The organism is Rhizobium sp. R634 (assembly GCF_002211305.1).
Classification (GTDB): Bacteria; Pseudomonadota; Alphaproteobacteria; order Rhizobiales; family Rhizobiaceae; genus Rhizobium.
This window is the reverse complement of record NZ_LOKW01000003.1, coordinates 174,174-188,205: the sequence shown is the minus strand read 5'-3', so window position 1 is coordinate 188,205 and position 14,032 is coordinate 174,174. Positions and strand designations below refer to the sequence as shown.

Genomic DNA, 14,032 nt, shown 5'->3' with positions numbered 1-14,032 from the left:
CACTCTTCATCAAGCGATCAAGAATTTGAGAGCCATATAGTCGGGTTTTTACGAAATTGCAAGGTCTGCGGCGGATTCCGCCAATTCGCCTCCGGCAAGGCGAACGCGCTATGGCCAGCGCCGGTCATGCGCATATATTGCCGGGTCGGGGGCAATGACAAAAGCGGGAGAAATCGTGGCGTATACTTCGTCGACATTGGCGCCTTTGCGGCACGATACCTATCGCGCCATATGGTTTGCGAGTCTTTCCTCGAATTTCGGCGGCCTGATCCAGGCAGTGGGTGCTGCTTGGATGATGACGACGATCACCGCTTCGGAGGATATGGTCGCGCTGGTGCAGACCTCGACCGCGCTGCCGATCATGCTGTTTTCCCTGATATCGGGCGCGCTCGCCGACAATTACGATCGCCGCCGCGTCATGCTGACGGCGCAGTGCATGATGCTCGTGGTCTCCGGCCTGCTGACGGCCTGTGCGCTTCTCGGCTGGATCACGCCCTGGCTGCTGCTCTTCTTCACCTTCCTGATCGGCTGCGGCACGGCGCTCAACAATCCCTCCTGGCAGGCCTCGGTCGGCGATATGGTGCCGCGCGCCGATCTTCCGGGCGCCGTCACCTTGAACAGCATGGGATTCAACATCACCCGCAGCGTCGGCCCGGCGATCGGCGGCGCCATCGTTGCGGCGGCCGGCGCCGCTGCGGCCTTTGCGGTGAACACGCTGAGTTACCTGCCATTGATTTACGCGCTGTCGCGCTGGCGGCCGAGCACACCGGTCTCGACCCTGCCGCGGGAGGCGCTCGGCAGCGCCATCTTCGCCGGCCTGCGTTACGTCTCCATGTCGCCCAATCTCGAAAAGGTTCTGGTCCGTGGTCTCATCTTCGGCATCGGCGCGAGTTCTATCCTAGCGCTGCTGCCGATCGTCGCTCTCGATCTCGTTGCCGGCGGCCCGCTGACCTATGGCTTCATGCTCGGCGCCTTCGGCATCGGCGCGATCGGCGGAGCGGTGCTGAATGCGAGGCTTCGCCAGATGCTGTCGAGTGAGATCATCATCCGGCTGGCCTTTGCCGGTTTTGCGTTGAGCGCCGTCATCGCCGCCTTCAGTCCGAGCGCCCTCCTGACCTCCGCCGGCCTGCTCATCTCCGGCGCCTGCTGGGTCTCCGCGCTGTCGCTCTTCAACACCATCGTCCAGCTTTCGACGCCGCGCTGGGTGGTCGGCCGCGCGCTGTCGCTCTATCAGACCGTCACCTTCGGCGGCATCGCCGGTGGCAGCTGGCTCTGGGGTGTGGCCGCCGACCGCTACGGCGTTGCAAATGCGCTGTTGATGTCGTCGGTCGTCATGCTGCTCGGCATTACGATCGGGCTACGTTTTTCGATGCCGGCCTTCGCCTCGCTCAACCTCGATCCGCTGAACCGCTTCACCGCGCCGGCCTTGAGTCTCGACATCACGCCGCGCAGCGGCCCGATCGTCATCCAGGTCGACTACGAGATCGCCGATGACGACCTTGCGGAATTCATGGCGTTGATGGTGGAGCGGCGGCGTATCCGCATCCGTGATGGCGCGCGGCACTGGGCGCTGATGCGCGATCTCGAAAATCCCGGGCTCTGGACCGAAAGCTACCATACGCCGACCTGGGTCGAATACATCAGACACAACCAGCGGCGTACGCAGGCCGATGCCGAAAACATCGACAGGCTGCGCGCCCTTCACCGCGGCGAAGGCCTGCCCCATGTTCATCGAATGATCGAACGTCAGGCCATTCCGCCCGGCGATGACGTCTTCCATAAGGCGCCGATAGATCTGCACCATTGAGAACAGCCGTGTATAATTTCAGGCTCGCCCGCCAATCGGATCTTGCCGCCATCGTCCGGCTTTTGGCCGAGGACGATCTCGGCAGCGCCAGGGAGATCGTCTCGGACCCCATCGATGCGCGCTACCTCTCGGCTTTCGCCGCGATCGAGGCGGATGCCAACCAGATGCTCGCCGTTGCAAGCGATGCGGACGATCAGCTTGTCGGCTGTCTGCAGCTGAGCTTCATTCCCGGCCTTTCGAGAGCGGGCATGTGGCGCGGGCAGATCGAGAGCGTGCGTATCGCGCGGGATTTGCGCGGCTCCGGCCTCGGCTCCGAGTTCATCGATTGGGCGACCGCCCAATGCGTCGAGCGCGGCTGCGGCCTCGTACAGCTGACATCGGACAAGACGCGGGCGGATTCGATCCGCTTCTACGAGAAGCTCGGCTTCGTCGCGAGCCATGAAGGGCTGAAGCGCAACCTCTGAAACGGCTACTTCAGCTTGCCTTTCATCGTGGCCTCGGGAAAGCAGGTCGGCTTCATGCCGTTCTTCGCCTGCCATTGGCCGATCGACCGCCGTGTCTTGTAGCCGGGCAGGCCGTCGGAACCGCCGACGTCATAGCCCTGCCGCTCCAGCGCCTTCTGCATGGCGGCGACATCCGAGCGCAGCATCTTGCCGACATCGCCCCATCGACCCTGAAAAGCGCCGGCATTCGAGCCGATCCGGTCGGCGAGATTGCCGATATAGAGCGCATAGAGATCGGAGTTGTTGTATTCCTTGATGATGTAGAAATTCGGCGTGACGATGAATTCGGGCCCGTCGCGGCCGGCCGGAACCAGCATCATGCCTTCGGCCTTCATCTCGTTTGCGGGAAAGTCCTTGCCGGAGATGCGCGCGATGCCGAGCGAGGCCCAATGCGAAAGCGGCTTCGCGAGGTCTGGACCCTCCTGAGCGCAGGAAACTGCCTCCGGGATCGAAACCTCGAAGCCCCAGTCACGATCACGCTGCCAGCCCTTCTTGATCAGGTAATTGGCGATCGAGGCAAGCGTATCCGGCACCGAGGTCCAGATGTTGCGGTGACCGTCGCCGTCGAAATCGACCGCATATTTCAGATAGCTCGTCGGCATGAATTGCGGCTGGCCGAGCGCGCCGGCCCACGAGCTCTTGAAATCGGCGGGGGTCACGTCGCCGCCGTCGAGAATATGCAGGGCGGCCACCAGCTCGGTGCGGAACATTTCCTTGCGGGTCGACATGAAGGCCTTGGTCGCCAGCACTTCGACCGCCGAATTCGGGATTTTCGCCGCGCCGAAGCCCGTCTCCCGGCCCCAGATGGCAAGCACGATCGAGCCTGGCACGCCGTAAGTCTTCTCGATCCGCTTCAGCGTCGAACCATATTGCGCGGCAAAGCCGCGCCCCGTCGCGGCAAGCTTCTTCAGCCGGTCCTCGTTGAAATAGGGACCCGGCGAGGAAAACTCCGCCTGCGTCTGTTTCTGCTCCTTGGGCGGCGGGAACCCCGGCGGGGCGAGATCCGGCAGGTTCCAGTTCAGGGTGACGCCTGAGAAAGCGGCCTTGAAAGTCTTCTCGGAAATGCCGCCCGCCTTGGCTTGCGGCCAGAGGTCCTTCTGCACCCAGCTTTCGAATTGCGCCTCGACATCGGCTTTCGATGGGGCCGCGTGGGAGGGGAGGGGGAGGAGGGCCGCCGTTATGGCGAGTGCGAGTATTCGCGGCATATAAATTCCCCTCATATCACCGTCCGCGCCCGCAGCGCCGCTGCGAGCGTGCCCTCGTCGAGATAATCGAGTTCGCCGCCGACAGGCACGCCGTGCGCCAGCCGCGTGATCTTCACGTCCAGCCCCTGCAGCTGGTCGGTGATGTAATGCGCCGTCGTCTGCCCCTCGACGGTAGCGTTGACGGCGATGATCAATTCCCGGATGCCGCCTTCGCCGATCCGGTCGACCAGCCCGCGAATGTTGAGATCGTCAGGCCCGATCCCGTCGAGCGGCGAGAGTGTGCCACCGAGCACGTGATAGGCGGCGTTCATCGCGCCCGCCCGCTCCAGCGCCCAGAGGTCCGAAACGTCCTCGACGACGATGATGACGGATTGGTCGCGCTGCGCGTCGGTGCAGACGGTGCAAGGGTCGACGGTATCGACATTGCCGCAGCGCGAGCAGATCTTCACCTTGTCATAGGCTTCGCCCATCGCGTTCGACAGCGGGCCGAGAAGCTGGTCCTTCTTCTTGATCAGATGCAGCGCCGCCCGGCGGGCTGAGCGTGGCCCGAGGCCCGGCACCTTTGCCAGAAGCTGGATGAGTTTTTCGATTTCGGGGCCGGTGACTCGTTTTGCCATGCGCCGTTCTTAACTGATATGGAACGAAAACGGAATCGCGGAAGGATCGGCCGTCCCATGAAAATCCTGGCGCTGTGCAGAGGCAATCCGGAACGGCTGCCCGGCAAGAGCTACAAGACCGGCATCTTCAAACAGGCCGTCAATGGCGCCGTCATGATCGATGCCGAGGGACTGGTCGGCGATGCAATCTGCAACCGCAAGCACCATGGCGGGGTCGATCAGGCCATCTATATCGAGGGATCGCTGACGCTCGACTGGTGGGCGAGGGAGCTCGGCCGGCCTTATGAGCCCGGCACCTTCGGCGAAAACCTGGTGATCTCGGATCTCGACAATCGCGACGTTGCCGTCGGCGACCGCTTCGTATCAGGCGACCTCGTTCTCGAAGTCACGGCATGCCGCATGCCCTGCGCCACTTTCGCCGCCAGGATGGCCGATCCGAAATTCGTCAAACGCTATACGGTAGCCGCCCGCCCCGGCATTTATTGCCGGGTCATCCAGGGCGGCGTGGCCGAGGCCGGAATGCCGGTGGAGCACCAGTCATTTGCCGGCGCTAAAGTCACGATGCCGGAGCTGATGGAAACTTTTGGGCGTCGGCTTTCCGAGGCGGACCGGGCGCGATATCTCGCAGCCCCTATTCACTACAAGCTGCGGGCGATGTTGGCAGCACAGCCTTAGGCGACAATTTCGCCCGTGCATCGCGAACGCGATTGCGGTGAAATTGAAGATCGAATTGCCTGCTATCAAAACGGCAGCTTGAAACCGGGCGGGATCGGCAGGCCGGCGGTCAGAGCCTTGGTCTTTTCGGCGGCGAGCGCCTCGGCCTTGTCCTTGGCGTCCTTGTGGGCGGCAACGATCAGGTCTTCGAGGATTTCGACATCGTCTTCCCTGAACAGCGACGGGTCGATCTTCAGGCTCTTGAGTTCGCCCTTGCCGGAGATGATGACGGTGACGAGGCCGCCGCCCGCCTTGCCTTCGGCCGTGAGCTCGGCGATCTCCGCCTGCATCTGCTCCATCTTGGCCTGCATTTCCTTGACTTTGCCCATCATGCCCATGATGTCGCGCATCGTCTCGCTCCTTCTTGAAACGCTAGAATTCTATGTCGTCGCCCGGCAGGATGTCACCTTCCTCGGATTCGGCGGCGGCCGGCGGTGTCGCCTCGTCCGCCTCTTCCTCCGGCGTCGGTGCCCGCACGCGCACGTCGATGATTTTCGCGCCCGGGAAATGCGCCAGGATCGCCGCGACGTCTGGATCCTGTCGCGCGTCGATGACGTGCTGTTCCCGCGTCCTGGCCTCTGCTTCCACCATCGTCGGCCCGCCTTCTTCGCGGCTGGTGCTGACGATCCAGTGGATTCCAGTCCATTCCTTGAGCTTGACGGCGAGCTCGTTCAGCAGCGTGTTCGGTGCGCCTTCGGTGAGGTTCACATCAAGCCGGCCGGGCTCGATGCGGACAGGGCGCACGAAGTTGCGCACCAGCGCCTTCAATTTGACATCGCGCTTTTCGCCCGCGAGGTCGACGATGTCGCCAATGGAATTGATGCGCACCAGCGGCTTCGGAGCCTCTGCAGGCTTCACCTCGGTGCGGCCGATAGTCTGCGGTTCCGGATTGGGCACAGCGCGCAGCATCGCCGTCGGCCCTGAGGGCTGCGGCCGCGGTGTTGGCTCGGCCGCGCGCGCTGCGACGCTGCTCTGATAGGGAACGCGCGTTCCGTTGCCGCCGCCATTGCCGGACGGCGGGGAGGAGGGACGCGAACCGGCATTGTCGCCGGAAAATTCGGCAAGCCGGCGCGCCGCATCCTCGGGCGCCGGCAGATGGGCCGCATGCGCAAGCCGGATCAGCACCATTTCGGCCGCCCCTGCCGTGCGTGACGAGCCTTCCGTTTCGGGAATGCCCTTCAGCAGCATCTGCCAGATGCGCGACAGCGTCGTGACCGCGACGCCCTTGGCGAATTCCGTCGCCTTGGTGCGCTCGATTTCGCTGAGCGAGGGGTCGTTCGCCGCATCCGGCACATATTTCAGCCGGGTCACCAGATGGGTGAAATCGGCAAGATCGGTGAGCACGACGACAGGATTGGCGCCTGCCTCGTATTGGCCCTGGAATTCGCCAAGTGCGGCGGCCACGTCGCCTTTGACTACATGCTGGAAGAGATCGACGATCCGGGCGCGGTCGGCAAGACCGAGCATCCCCCGCACCGCTTCCGCCTGCACCACGCCCGCGCCGTGAGCAATCGCCTGGTCGAGCAGCGACAGGCCGTCGCGGGCCGAGCCTTCGGCCGCGCGCGCGATCATCGCCAGCGCGTCCGCTTCCGCCTCGATGCCTTCCTTGGCCGCGATCGTGGTGAACAATCCGACGAGATCTGACGCGCTGATGCGGCGCAGGTCGAAGCGCTGGCAGCGCGACAGCACGGTGATCGGCACCTTGCGGATTTCGGTGGTGGCGAAGATGAACTTCACATGTTCCGGTGGTTCTTCAAGCGTCTTCAGCAGGCCGTTGAAGGCCTGCGTCGAAAGCATGTGCACTTCGTCGATGATATAAACTTTATAGCGCGCCGAAACCGGCCGGTAGCGCACCTGCTCGATGATCTCTCTGATATCGTCGATACCGGTATGCGAGGCGGCATCCATCTCGATCACGTCGACATGACGGCCTTCCATGATCGCCTGGCAATGTTCGCCGGGCACGCGCAGATCGATCGTCGGCTTGTCGATATCCGGCGTCTTGTAATTCAGCGCCCGCGCCAGGATGCGCGCCGTCGTCGTCTTGCCGACGCCGCGCACGCCGGTCAGCATGTAGGCCTGCGCGATGCGGCCGGTCTCGAAGGCATTGGTGAGCGTACGGACCATCGGCTCCTGGCCGACCATCAGGTCCGTGAAATCCTTGGGGCGGTATTTTCGTGCCAGCACCCGGTATCCGGTGCCCGTCGAGGCGGCATCTTGTGACTGTCGCTCGGTCTCGCTCATCGCCCTGCTTGCGCCCGAAGCTCGGGCTTCTTGGAAGAGAAGGTGGGAGGCTGGCACGATGACCCGTGCCGGGCTCGTTAGGGCTGCTTCCTTCCGGACCTGACCCGGTTGGCGAGTGGCTCGTCCACCACCAACCTCCCGAGTGCACATATCGGCAATATCGTCATCAAAAGCAAGCCAACATGATAAAAAACTGCTAGTCCTTGGAAAAGATAGGAGGAATGCCCTTGAACGGTTTCGAGCTCGACCCCCGGCTGGAAAAAGACAGCATCAGCATCATGGTGACCGGCCTCTGCGATGTGAGATTGTCCCGGGATGCCCGCTGGCCCTGGCTCATTCTCGTGCCGCGTCGGGCAGGCATTGCCGAAATTTTCGAGCTGACGCCGCTCGACCAGGTGCTGCTCGCCTTCGAGGCGGAGCTGGTCGCCAAGGCCCTGAAGGAGGTCACCGGTGCCGCAAAAATCAATATCGGGGCTCTTGGCAATATCGTCCGCCAGCTTCATGTTCATGTCATTGCCCGCTTCGAAGGTGATGCCAACTGGCCGGGTCCTGTCTGGGGCTTCGGGCGCGCTGAGCCCTACGAGGATGGGAAGAGAGATGAATTCATAGCGAAGCTGCGGGAAGCCCTTTCATCATGAGTCATTCGCTTTTCGATTCGGATGTGCCGCATCCGGAACCCAGCAATCTCACCGCCTTTGCCGCCAACGACCTCAATCGTGATTCCGAACATCGCGATGAAAAGTCGGTCGAAAGGGCGCTGGCGAGGGAAGGGACGCATATCTTCGCCTTCGCCAGGGACAAGCTGGTGCTGAAGCATGACGGGCAGGTGCTCGATCCACTCTTTGCCCGCTACGAGCTGCAGGAGCTGCAGCCGGATTGGGACGAGACGGTGCTTCTCGGCTACCGCAAAACCGGCGAGCCCCGCCTCGCCGTTCCCGTCGGCGTCGATGTCGAGGATCTCGCCAGCCAGTACAAGCCCGCCGACGGCCGCACGCTGTTTCGCGAGATGCTGATCGACGAGGTGCTGCTCGGCGAATTCGCCCAGGCCGCCAGCCTTATCCGCTGGAACGGCGACAACCGCTTCTGCGGCCGCTGCGGCTCGGCGATGGAAGTCCATATCGGCGGCTACAAGCGGGTCTGCACCGCCTGCGAGCACATGATCTTTCCCCGCACCGATCCCGTCGTCATCATGCTGACGATCGACGAGAGCCGCGACCTCTGCCTGCTCGGCCGCAGCCCGCATTTCTCGCCCGGCATGTATTCCTGTCTTGCTGGCTTCGTCGAGCCCGGCGAGACCATCGAGAACGCCGTGCGCCGCGAAACCCTGGAAGAGTCGGGCATCCGCACCGGCCGTATCCGCTACCACGCCTCGCAGCCCTGGCCGATGCCGCATTCGCTGATGATCGGCTGTTACGCCCAGGCGAAATCCACCGAGATCAAGCGCGATGAGACCGAATTGGAGGATTGCCGCTGGTTCACCCGCGAGGAAACGCTCGAGATGATCGAGCGTCCAGGCGCCAACGGCAAGGCCTCGCCGCCGAAAGGGGCGATCGCCCACCGCCTGATGCGCGACTGGGTGGAGTGGAAGCGCTAGTGCCATGCCGGTCGCCCGTTCGGAACGGCTCCTGACGCTGCTCCAGACGCTTCGGCGTTATCGCAGGCCGGTGACCGGAACGGTGCTTGCCCAAGAAACCGGCGTCAGCCTGCGCACGCTCTATCGCGACATCGCCAGCCTGCAGGCCCAGGGCGCGATGATCGAAGGCGAGGCCGGCATCGGTTATGTGCTGAAGCCCGGCTTCATGCTGCCGCCGATGATGTTTTCCGAGGAGGAGCTGGAGGCGCTGGTGCTCGGCTCGCGCTGGGTGGCCCGCGCCGCCGAGCCGCGCCTTGCCGGCGCCGGTGCCGATGCTCTAGCCAAGATCGCCGCCGTTCTGCCGGACGACTTGCGCGAAATGATTGATTCGGCCGCTCTCTTCGTCGGCCCCAAACGCCGGGATGAGGATAGCGCGGATGTCTCGGCCATCCGCAGGGCGATCCGCCTGGAGCGCATTCTCGAACTGCATTACGGCGACGAGCAGGGCCGGATCTCGCGCCGCCGCGTCTGGCCTTTCGCGCTCGGCTATTTCGAACACGTGCGCGTCCTTATGGCCTGGTGTGAGCTACGCCAGGATTTTCGCCACTTCCGCACCGATCGCATTATCGACATGGCACTGCACGAGGTGCGTTATCCGCGCCGTCGTACCGCACTTCTCAAGGAGTGGCGCGAGACGCAGGACGTGCCGATCGAGCGGTGAAATGCTGCTGCCATAAACTGTCAGCAGTTGGCGTTATGATCAGTCTCAATTCATCAGGAAAGGACTGATCATGGCGACGTCTTCACTCATCCGCCAAGCCAGCGACCGTTTTGCAGTTGACGCCTTTGCCGATGTCATTTCGGCCGAAACTTTCGCCGATGTCGGGCAGTCCGAGCACTCCGGTATTCGGCGTCTGATCATGAACATCTTTCGGATTCGCAGCGCAAATCACACCATCCTCGATCTGGAAGCGACGCCGGATTGCCGCAAGCGCGACCTTGGCTTCATGGATGGACGCGGTCCGCGCCGCCAGAGCCGTTTTTCGCTTTAGACCATCTGATCGTCATCCACATCGCCGGCCGGGAACGGGGCGCTGCTTTCGCAGCGCCCTCAGGCGCCTGCTGCCATAAACTGGCGGCAGGTCGTTCCTCGCCGTGCCCAATTACCAGCAACGGGAGAACCGAAATGACCAGCCCCAATCTGATTATCCTCTACGTTAAGGACCCCGGCGAAAGTGCCAGTTTCTACCGGAGCCTCCTGAACCGCGAACCGGCCGTGGAGGCGCCGAATTTCGTCGCCTTCCCGCTGGATGGCGGTTTCACGCTCGGCCTGTGGCGGCGCAGTAAGGTCGAGCCGCAGCCCTCCGCCATCGGCAACCGGGGTGAGGTGGCCTTCATGGTCGCGGGAGAAAATGCCGTCGCCAGGCAATATGAGGACTGGCGCCAGCGCGGCCTGCCGATCGCCCAGGAACTGACGGAACTGGATTTCGGCGCGACCTTCGTCGTGCTCGATCCGGACGGACATCGGCTGCGCGTCTGTGAGCCGGATAAGTAATATGCTGGATAGACGGGGCCTGCTTAGAGCAGGCCTCGCATCGCATGCCCCTTATAGACGCCGAGAATGCGAACCTTCTCGGAGAAGAACCGCAGCTCCTCCAGAGCCCGGCGAACGTTCGGATCGTTCGGATGGCCCTCGATATCGGCGTAGAACTGCGTCGCGACGAATTTTCCGCCGAGCTGGTAGCTTTCGAGCTTCGTCATGTTGATGTTGTTGGTGGCAAAGCCGCCGAGCGCCTTATAGAGCGCGGCCGGAATGTTGCGGACGTTGAAGACGAAGGTGGTGACGACCTTCTCTTCCGCCGAATTGCGCTGCGCCCATTCCTCATCCCGCGACAGGATGACGAAGCGGGTGACGTTGTTTTCCGTATCCTCGACATTTTCGGCGACAATCTCCAGCCCGTAGAGATCGGCTGCAAGACGCGGGGCAAGCGCGGCCATCGAGCGATCGCCGGTTTCCTTCACGAGTTTCGCCGCGCCTGCCGTATCGCCGGCGATAACAGGCTTCCAGCCATGGGCGCGCACGATCTTGCGGCACTGTCCGAGCGCGTGGATATGGCTGTGCACCGTGCGGATCTCGTCCTTGGTGACCCCGGGCAGCACCATCAGCTGGAAGCGAATCGGCATGAAATATTCGCCGATGATGTGCAGCCGTGATTCCGGCAGCAGATGGTGGATGTCGGCGACGCGCCCGGCAATCGTGTTCTCGATCGGGATCATCGCAATGTCGGCGTCGCCATTGTCGACGGCCGTGAATGCATCCTCGAAGGTCTGGCAGGGCAGCGGCTCCATGGTCGGGTACATGTCGCGGCTGGCCATGTCGGAATTGGCGCCGAATTCGCCCTGGAAGGCGATCCTGTTGGTCTTGATGTTCATGGTGGTTCCGTCAGTTCGACTTGGAGCATGATGCCGAAAAGTGTGAGCGGTTTTCGGAGGACATCATGCTCTAACTCTTTAATTGAGAACAGGATTCAGATTTTAGGCCAACTGAGCCTAAAATCATCCTGTTCTGGCGGAGAGGATGCGCCGCGCCTTTTCGAGGTCGGCGGGAGTATCGACACCGAGCGGAACCGTGTCAACGATCTCGGCGTCGATGCGCATGCCGGCCTCCAGCGCCCGCAGCTGCTCCAGCGCCTCGCGCTTTTCGAGTGTCGACGGGCCGAGCGAAACGAACCGTTCCAGCGCCGCGCGCCGATAGGCGTAGAGCCCGATATGGTGGTAGAGCGGCCCCTTTCCGTAAGGCGCAGTCGCGCGGGTGAAATAGAGCGCGTGCAGACGGGTCTCGGAAACGGGCGAACCGACGACCTTGACGATGTGTGGCGCGGTCTTGTCCTCTTCATTGTCGATCTCGGTCGTCAGCGTGCCGATATCGACGGCCTCGTTCTCAAGCGGACGCAAGGCCGCCCGGACGGTCTCCGGCTCGATCGTCGGCAGATCGCCCTGGACGTTGACGATGATCTTCGCCCTTCCGCCGGGATCGATCTTCTGCAGCGCCTCGAAGATCCGGTCGGAGCCAGACTGGTGATCCTGGCTGGTCATGACGACCTCGAAGCCGGCGGCGGCGATGGTGTCGAACACCTCGTGGTCGTCGACGGCGACGACCACGCGGCCGATGGCAGCCTCCTTCGCGCGCAAGGCCACCTGCACGATCATCGGCAGGCCGCAAATATCGGCGAGCGGCTTGCCCGGAAGCCGCGTGGACGCCATCCGCGCCGGGATCAATACGAGCACGTCGTCTAAATTTGAATCACTCATGGTTCGGGCCTTCTATTCCGGGCTGAAAAGTGTCAAAAAGTCTCACACGCAAGACCATTTAGACAGTTGCAACGATCAGCCAAAAGACATAGGTTCCGCGCGATTTCAAGATGGTCCGGTTTATGGTCTGCCGGCTGCAAGGGGAGCATTGCAGATGAATTCATACGTCAATACGGCCGTGGGGGCACTGCTCGGAACGATTTTCGTTCTGATGTCGGTCTCGATCGCGTCCGAGGGGATCTTCCATTCCGAAGCGCCGGAGAAGGAAGGTTTCGCGATCGTTGCCGAAGAGGCGCCCGCCGCCGGTGGCGAAGCTGCGCCGGCTGCTGCCGTTCCGATCGCGCAATTGCTCGCTTCTGCAGATGCCAAGGCCGGTGAAGTGGTCTTCAAGAAGTGTCAGGCCTGTCATGACGCCACCAAAGGGGGGCCGAACAAAGTCGGTCCTAACCTCTTTGGTGTCGTAGATCGCCCGATCGCCTCGCATGAGGGCTTCGCCTATTCCGCCGCCATGAAGGATTTCTCCAAGGGCAGCAGCGAAAAGTGGAGCTTCGAATTCCTCAACAAGTTCCTCTTGGCGCCGAAGAAGGACGTTCCCGGCACCGCGATGGGCTTTGCCGGTCTCCCGAAGGACCAGGATCGCGCCAACGTCATCCTCTATCTGCATACGCTGGCCGATTCGCCGGTACCGCTGCCGGATCCGAACACCGCAACGCAGTAAGGCGAAGCGCGATCGCGTGACAATCGAAGCCCGGCCGCAAGCCGGGCTTTCTTCGTTCCTGGAGCAAGTTCAGGCGCCGAGGAAATAGGCCCAGAGTGAGACGGTGATGGCGCCGAGCGCCGTCGTGACCGAGATCGTCGAGGCGGCGAGGCTGTGGCCGACGCCGAAGCGATTGGCGATCAGCCAGGCGTTGACGCCTGTCGGCACCGATGAGGTCAGCACGATCGCCGCTGTCCATTCGGGGCTGAGACCGAGGAGATGGCTTGCCGCCCAGACGCAGCCCGGCAACAGTAGCAGCTTGCATGCCGACGTGACGCTGGCGATGCCGAGATTGCCGGATACGCCATATTTCTCCAATGCCATGCCGAGCGAGATCAGCGCCGCCGGGCCGGCAATGCCGGCGATCTGGTTGACGACCGTCGCCAGCGTCGCTGTCATGGTCAGACCGGAAAGATGCATGGCCATGCCGGCCGCAAGCCCGATCACCAGAGGGTTGCGGACGAGATTGATGACAATCTGGCGCAGCACGAAGACCATGCTGCGGTCGCTTTTGCCGGCGATCTTTCGCTCGGCATGCTCCATCAGAACGGTGCCGGCGACCATCATGACCGGCAGATGCACGGCGAGCAGGATCGACAGCGCCACCAGCCCCTCGTCGCCGACGGTGCGTTCGACGAGCGGCAGTCCGATGAAGACGTTGTTGGCGAAGGCCGAGGACACGCCGGCGAGCACGCCGATCCGTTCGTCGCGGCCGAAGAGGCGCGTGGCGGCGATATGACCGGCCGCCCAGGTGATCGCGACGCCGGAGAAATAGACGATCCAGAGCCGGAACGGCGAGGCGCCGTGAAAATCCGCCTCGGCAATCGTGCGGAAGAGTAAGAGCGGCACGGCGATCTTGAAGACGAATTCGCTGAGCGCTTCGCCGACATTCGATGCCATCAATCCGCTGCGGACGATCACCCAGCCGATGAGAATCAGGATGAAGATGGGAAGGACGTCGAGAATGATGGCTGACATGGGAAAGGCTGCTTTGCGCGGGAAGTCTCACCTCTAACAGCAAACAGCCCGGATTGAAAAGGCAAAGGCCGCCCGATCGCCAACTGGGACGCCCGCAAAGAAAAAAAAGCGGGCTGAGCCCGCTTTTCCGCTCCGGCCCTGCCGGATATCCGAATCACGAAGCTGCCAGTTCATCCGTGGTCAGCGTCGCGCCGGTAAGATCGAAGGGATCATCCCTTACGTGCCCTGCTGCAACCGAAAGCTGCTCATGCCGGTCTCTTGCGAGTATTTCTAGATTTCGAAGATGACAGAGGCATGACGAATAAGCGGCACTTTTGCGAAG

Annotated in this window: 16 protein-coding genes and 1 other RNA gene; 9 read left to right on the top strand and 8 right to left on the bottom strand. The window is 62.6% G+C overall.

Annotated elements, in window-relative coordinates:
* The first annotated feature begins 175 nt into the window (after positions 1–175).
* Positions 176–1,807 carry an MFS transporter gene (locus tag ATY77_RS06600; RefSeq protein ID WP_088686635.1) on the top strand — a complete coding sequence of 544 codons (1,632 nt, stop codon included), beginning with the start codon at positions 176–178 and terminating at the stop codon, positions 1,805–1,807.
* An 8-nt stretch (positions 1,808–1,815) separates the two neighbouring features.
* Positions 1,816–2,271, top strand: coding sequence for a GNAT family N-acetyltransferase (locus ATY77_RS06595; protein WP_088686634.1), 456 nt, complete (start codon positions 1,816–1,818; stop codon positions 2,269–2,271).
* A gap of 5 nt (positions 2,272–2,276) precedes the next feature.
* Here the strand turns inward: ATY77_RS06595 and ATY77_RS06590 are convergent, their stop codons facing one another.
* Together ATY77_RS06590 and recR are read right to left on the bottom strand one after the other, a co-directional pair.
* Entirely contained in the window at positions 2,277–3,515 is a 1,239-nt protein-coding gene (locus ATY77_RS06590) for a lytic murein transglycosylase (protein ID WP_088686633.1), read from the bottom strand.
* An 11-nt stretch (positions 3,516–3,526) separates the two neighbouring features.
* The gene (gene recR, locus ATY77_RS06585; RefSeq protein ID WP_088686632.1) at positions 3,527–4,132 is read right to left on the bottom strand and encodes a recombination mediator RecR; all 606 of its coding nucleotides are present in this window, start codon (positions 4,130–4,132) and stop codon (positions 3,527–3,529) included.
* Between the two features lie 57 nt (positions 4,133–4,189).
* On the opposite strand from recR, the gene ATY77_RS06580 reads away from it, so the two are divergent.
* Positions 4,190–4,807, top strand: coding sequence for an MOSC domain-containing protein (locus tag ATY77_RS06580; RefSeq protein ID WP_190237586.1), 618 nt, complete (start codon positions 4,190–4,192; stop codon positions 4,805–4,807).
* A 65-nt stretch (positions 4,808–4,872) separates the two neighbouring features.
* Here ATY77_RS06580 and ATY77_RS06575 read toward each other — a convergent pair whose 3' ends face one another.
* The 3 genes from ATY77_RS06575 to ffs all read right to left on the bottom strand — a co-directional run bounded on the left by ATY77_RS06575 (position 4,873) and on the right by ffs (position 7,229).
* On the bottom strand, positions 4,873–5,196 hold the full coding sequence (locus ATY77_RS06575) for a YbaB/EbfC family nucleoid-associated protein (RefSeq protein WP_088686630.1): 324 nt from the start codon (positions 5,194–5,196) through the stop codon (positions 4,873–4,875).
* Positions 5,197–5,218: 22 nt separating this feature from the next.
* Entirely contained in the window at positions 5,219–7,090 is a 1,872-nt protein-coding gene (locus ATY77_RS06570) for a DNA polymerase III subunit gamma/tau (protein WP_088686629.1), read from the bottom strand.
* Positions 7,091–7,132: 42 nt separating this feature from the next.
* Positions 7,133–7,229: signal recognition particle sRNA small type (gene ffs, locus ATY77_RS06565), an RNA gene on the bottom strand.
* Between the two features lie 88 nt (positions 7,230–7,317).
* Between ffs and ATY77_RS06560 the strand changes: the two genes are divergently transcribed.
* The 5 genes from ATY77_RS06560 (at position 7,318) to ATY77_RS06540 (ending at position 10,218) form a co-directional block, all read left to right on the top strand.
* Positions 7,318–7,728, top strand: coding sequence for an HIT family protein (locus ATY77_RS06560; protein ID WP_088686698.1), 411 nt, complete (start codon positions 7,318–7,320; stop codon positions 7,726–7,728).
* Positions 7,725–8,684 (top strand): NAD(+) diphosphatase, encoded by a 960-nt coding sequence (nudC, locus tag ATY77_RS06555; protein ID WP_088686628.1) that lies wholly within the window; start codon positions 7,725–7,727, stop codon positions 8,682–8,684. The genes ATY77_RS06560 and nudC overlap by 4 nt, the downstream gene beginning before the upstream one ends.
* A gap of 4 nt (positions 8,685–8,688) precedes the next feature.
* Complete coding sequence (locus ATY77_RS06550; RefSeq protein ID WP_088686627.1) at positions 8,689–9,384, top strand: YafY family protein; 696 nt, start codon at positions 8,689–8,691, stop codon at positions 9,382–9,384.
* Between the two features lie 70 nt (positions 9,385–9,454).
* Entirely contained in the window at positions 9,455–9,715 is a 261-nt protein-coding gene (locus ATY77_RS06545; protein WP_088686626.1) for a hypothetical protein, read from the top strand.
* A 134-nt stretch (positions 9,716–9,849) separates the two neighbouring features.
* Entirely contained in the window at positions 9,850–10,218 is a 369-nt protein-coding gene (locus ATY77_RS06540) for a VOC family protein (RefSeq protein ID WP_088686625.1), read from the top strand.
* Between the two features lie 23 nt (positions 10,219–10,241).
* Here ATY77_RS06540 and ATY77_RS06535 read toward each other — a convergent pair whose 3' ends face one another.
* Together ATY77_RS06535 and ATY77_RS06530 are read right to left on the bottom strand one after the other, a co-directional pair.
* Complete coding sequence (locus ATY77_RS06535) at positions 10,242–11,096, bottom strand: prephenate dehydratase (RefSeq protein ID WP_088676415.1); 855 nt, start codon at positions 11,094–11,096, stop codon at positions 10,242–10,244.
* A 123-nt stretch (positions 11,097–11,219) separates the two neighbouring features.
* Positions 11,220–11,975: a 3-deoxy-manno-octulosonate cytidylyltransferase gene (locus tag ATY77_RS06530; protein WP_088686624.1), complete on the bottom strand. Its 756-nt coding sequence runs from the start codon at positions 11,973–11,975 to the stop codon at positions 11,220–11,222.
* 154 nt (positions 11,976–12,129) lie between these two features.
* On the opposite strand from ATY77_RS06530, the gene ATY77_RS06525 reads away from it, so the two are divergent.
* The gene (locus ATY77_RS06525) at positions 12,130–12,693 is read left to right on the top strand and encodes a cytochrome c family protein (protein WP_088676417.1); all 564 of its coding nucleotides are present in this window, start codon (positions 12,130–12,132) and stop codon (positions 12,691–12,693) included.
* A 69-nt stretch (positions 12,694–12,762) separates the two neighbouring features.
* Here ATY77_RS06525 and ATY77_RS06520 read toward each other — a convergent pair whose 3' ends face one another.
* Entirely contained in the window at positions 12,763–13,710 is a 948-nt protein-coding gene (locus ATY77_RS06520; RefSeq protein ID WP_088686623.1) for an AEC family transporter, read from the bottom strand.
* Positions 13,711–14,032: the final 322 nt, after the last annotated feature.

Coding starts and splice junctions, on each gene's coding strand:
- ATY77_RS06540 (WP_088686625.1), top strand. CDS start 9,850: ATGACCAGCCCCAATCTGATTATCCTCTACGTTAAGGACCCCGGCGAA.
- ATY77_RS06580 (WP_190237586.1), top strand. CDS start 4,190: ATGAAAATCCTGGCGCTGTGCAGAGGCAATCCGGAACGGCTGCCCGGC.
- ATY77_RS06530 (WP_088686624.1), bottom strand. CDS start 11,975: ATGAGTGATTCAAATTTAGACGACGTGCTCGTATTGATCCCGGCGCGG.
- recR (WP_088686632.1), bottom strand. CDS start 4,132: ATGGCAAAACGAGTCACCGGCCCCGAAATCGAAAAACTCATCCAGCTT.
- nudC (WP_088686628.1), top strand. CDS start 7,725: ATGAGTCATTCGCTTTTCGATTCGGATGTGCCGCATCCGGAACCCAGC.
- ATY77_RS06545 (WP_088686626.1), top strand. CDS start 9,455: ATGGCGACGTCTTCACTCATCCGCCAAGCCAGCGACCGTTTTGCAGTT.
- ATY77_RS06525 (WP_088676417.1), top strand. CDS start 12,130: ATGAATTCATACGTCAATACGGCCGTGGGGGCACTGCTCGGAACGATT.
- ATY77_RS06575 (WP_088686630.1), bottom strand. CDS start 5,196: ATGCGCGACATCATGGGCATGATGGGCAAAGTCAAGGAAATGCAGGCC.
- ATY77_RS06520 (WP_088686623.1), bottom strand. CDS start 13,710: ATGTCAGCCATCATTCTCGACGTCCTTCCCATCTTCATCCTGATTCTC.
- ATY77_RS06535 (WP_088676415.1), bottom strand. CDS start 11,096: ATGAACATCAAGACCAACAGGATCGCCTTCCAGGGCGAATTCGGCGCC.
- ATY77_RS06590 (WP_088686633.1), bottom strand. CDS start 3,515: ATGCCGCGAATACTCGCACTCGCCATAACGGCGGCCCTCCTCCCCCTC.
- ATY77_RS06570 (WP_088686629.1), bottom strand. CDS start 7,090: ATGAGCGAGACCGAGCGACAGTCACAAGATGCCGCCTCGACGGGCACC.
- ATY77_RS06550 (WP_088686627.1), top strand. CDS start 8,689: ATGCCGGTCGCCCGTTCGGAACGGCTCCTGACGCTGCTCCAGACGCTT.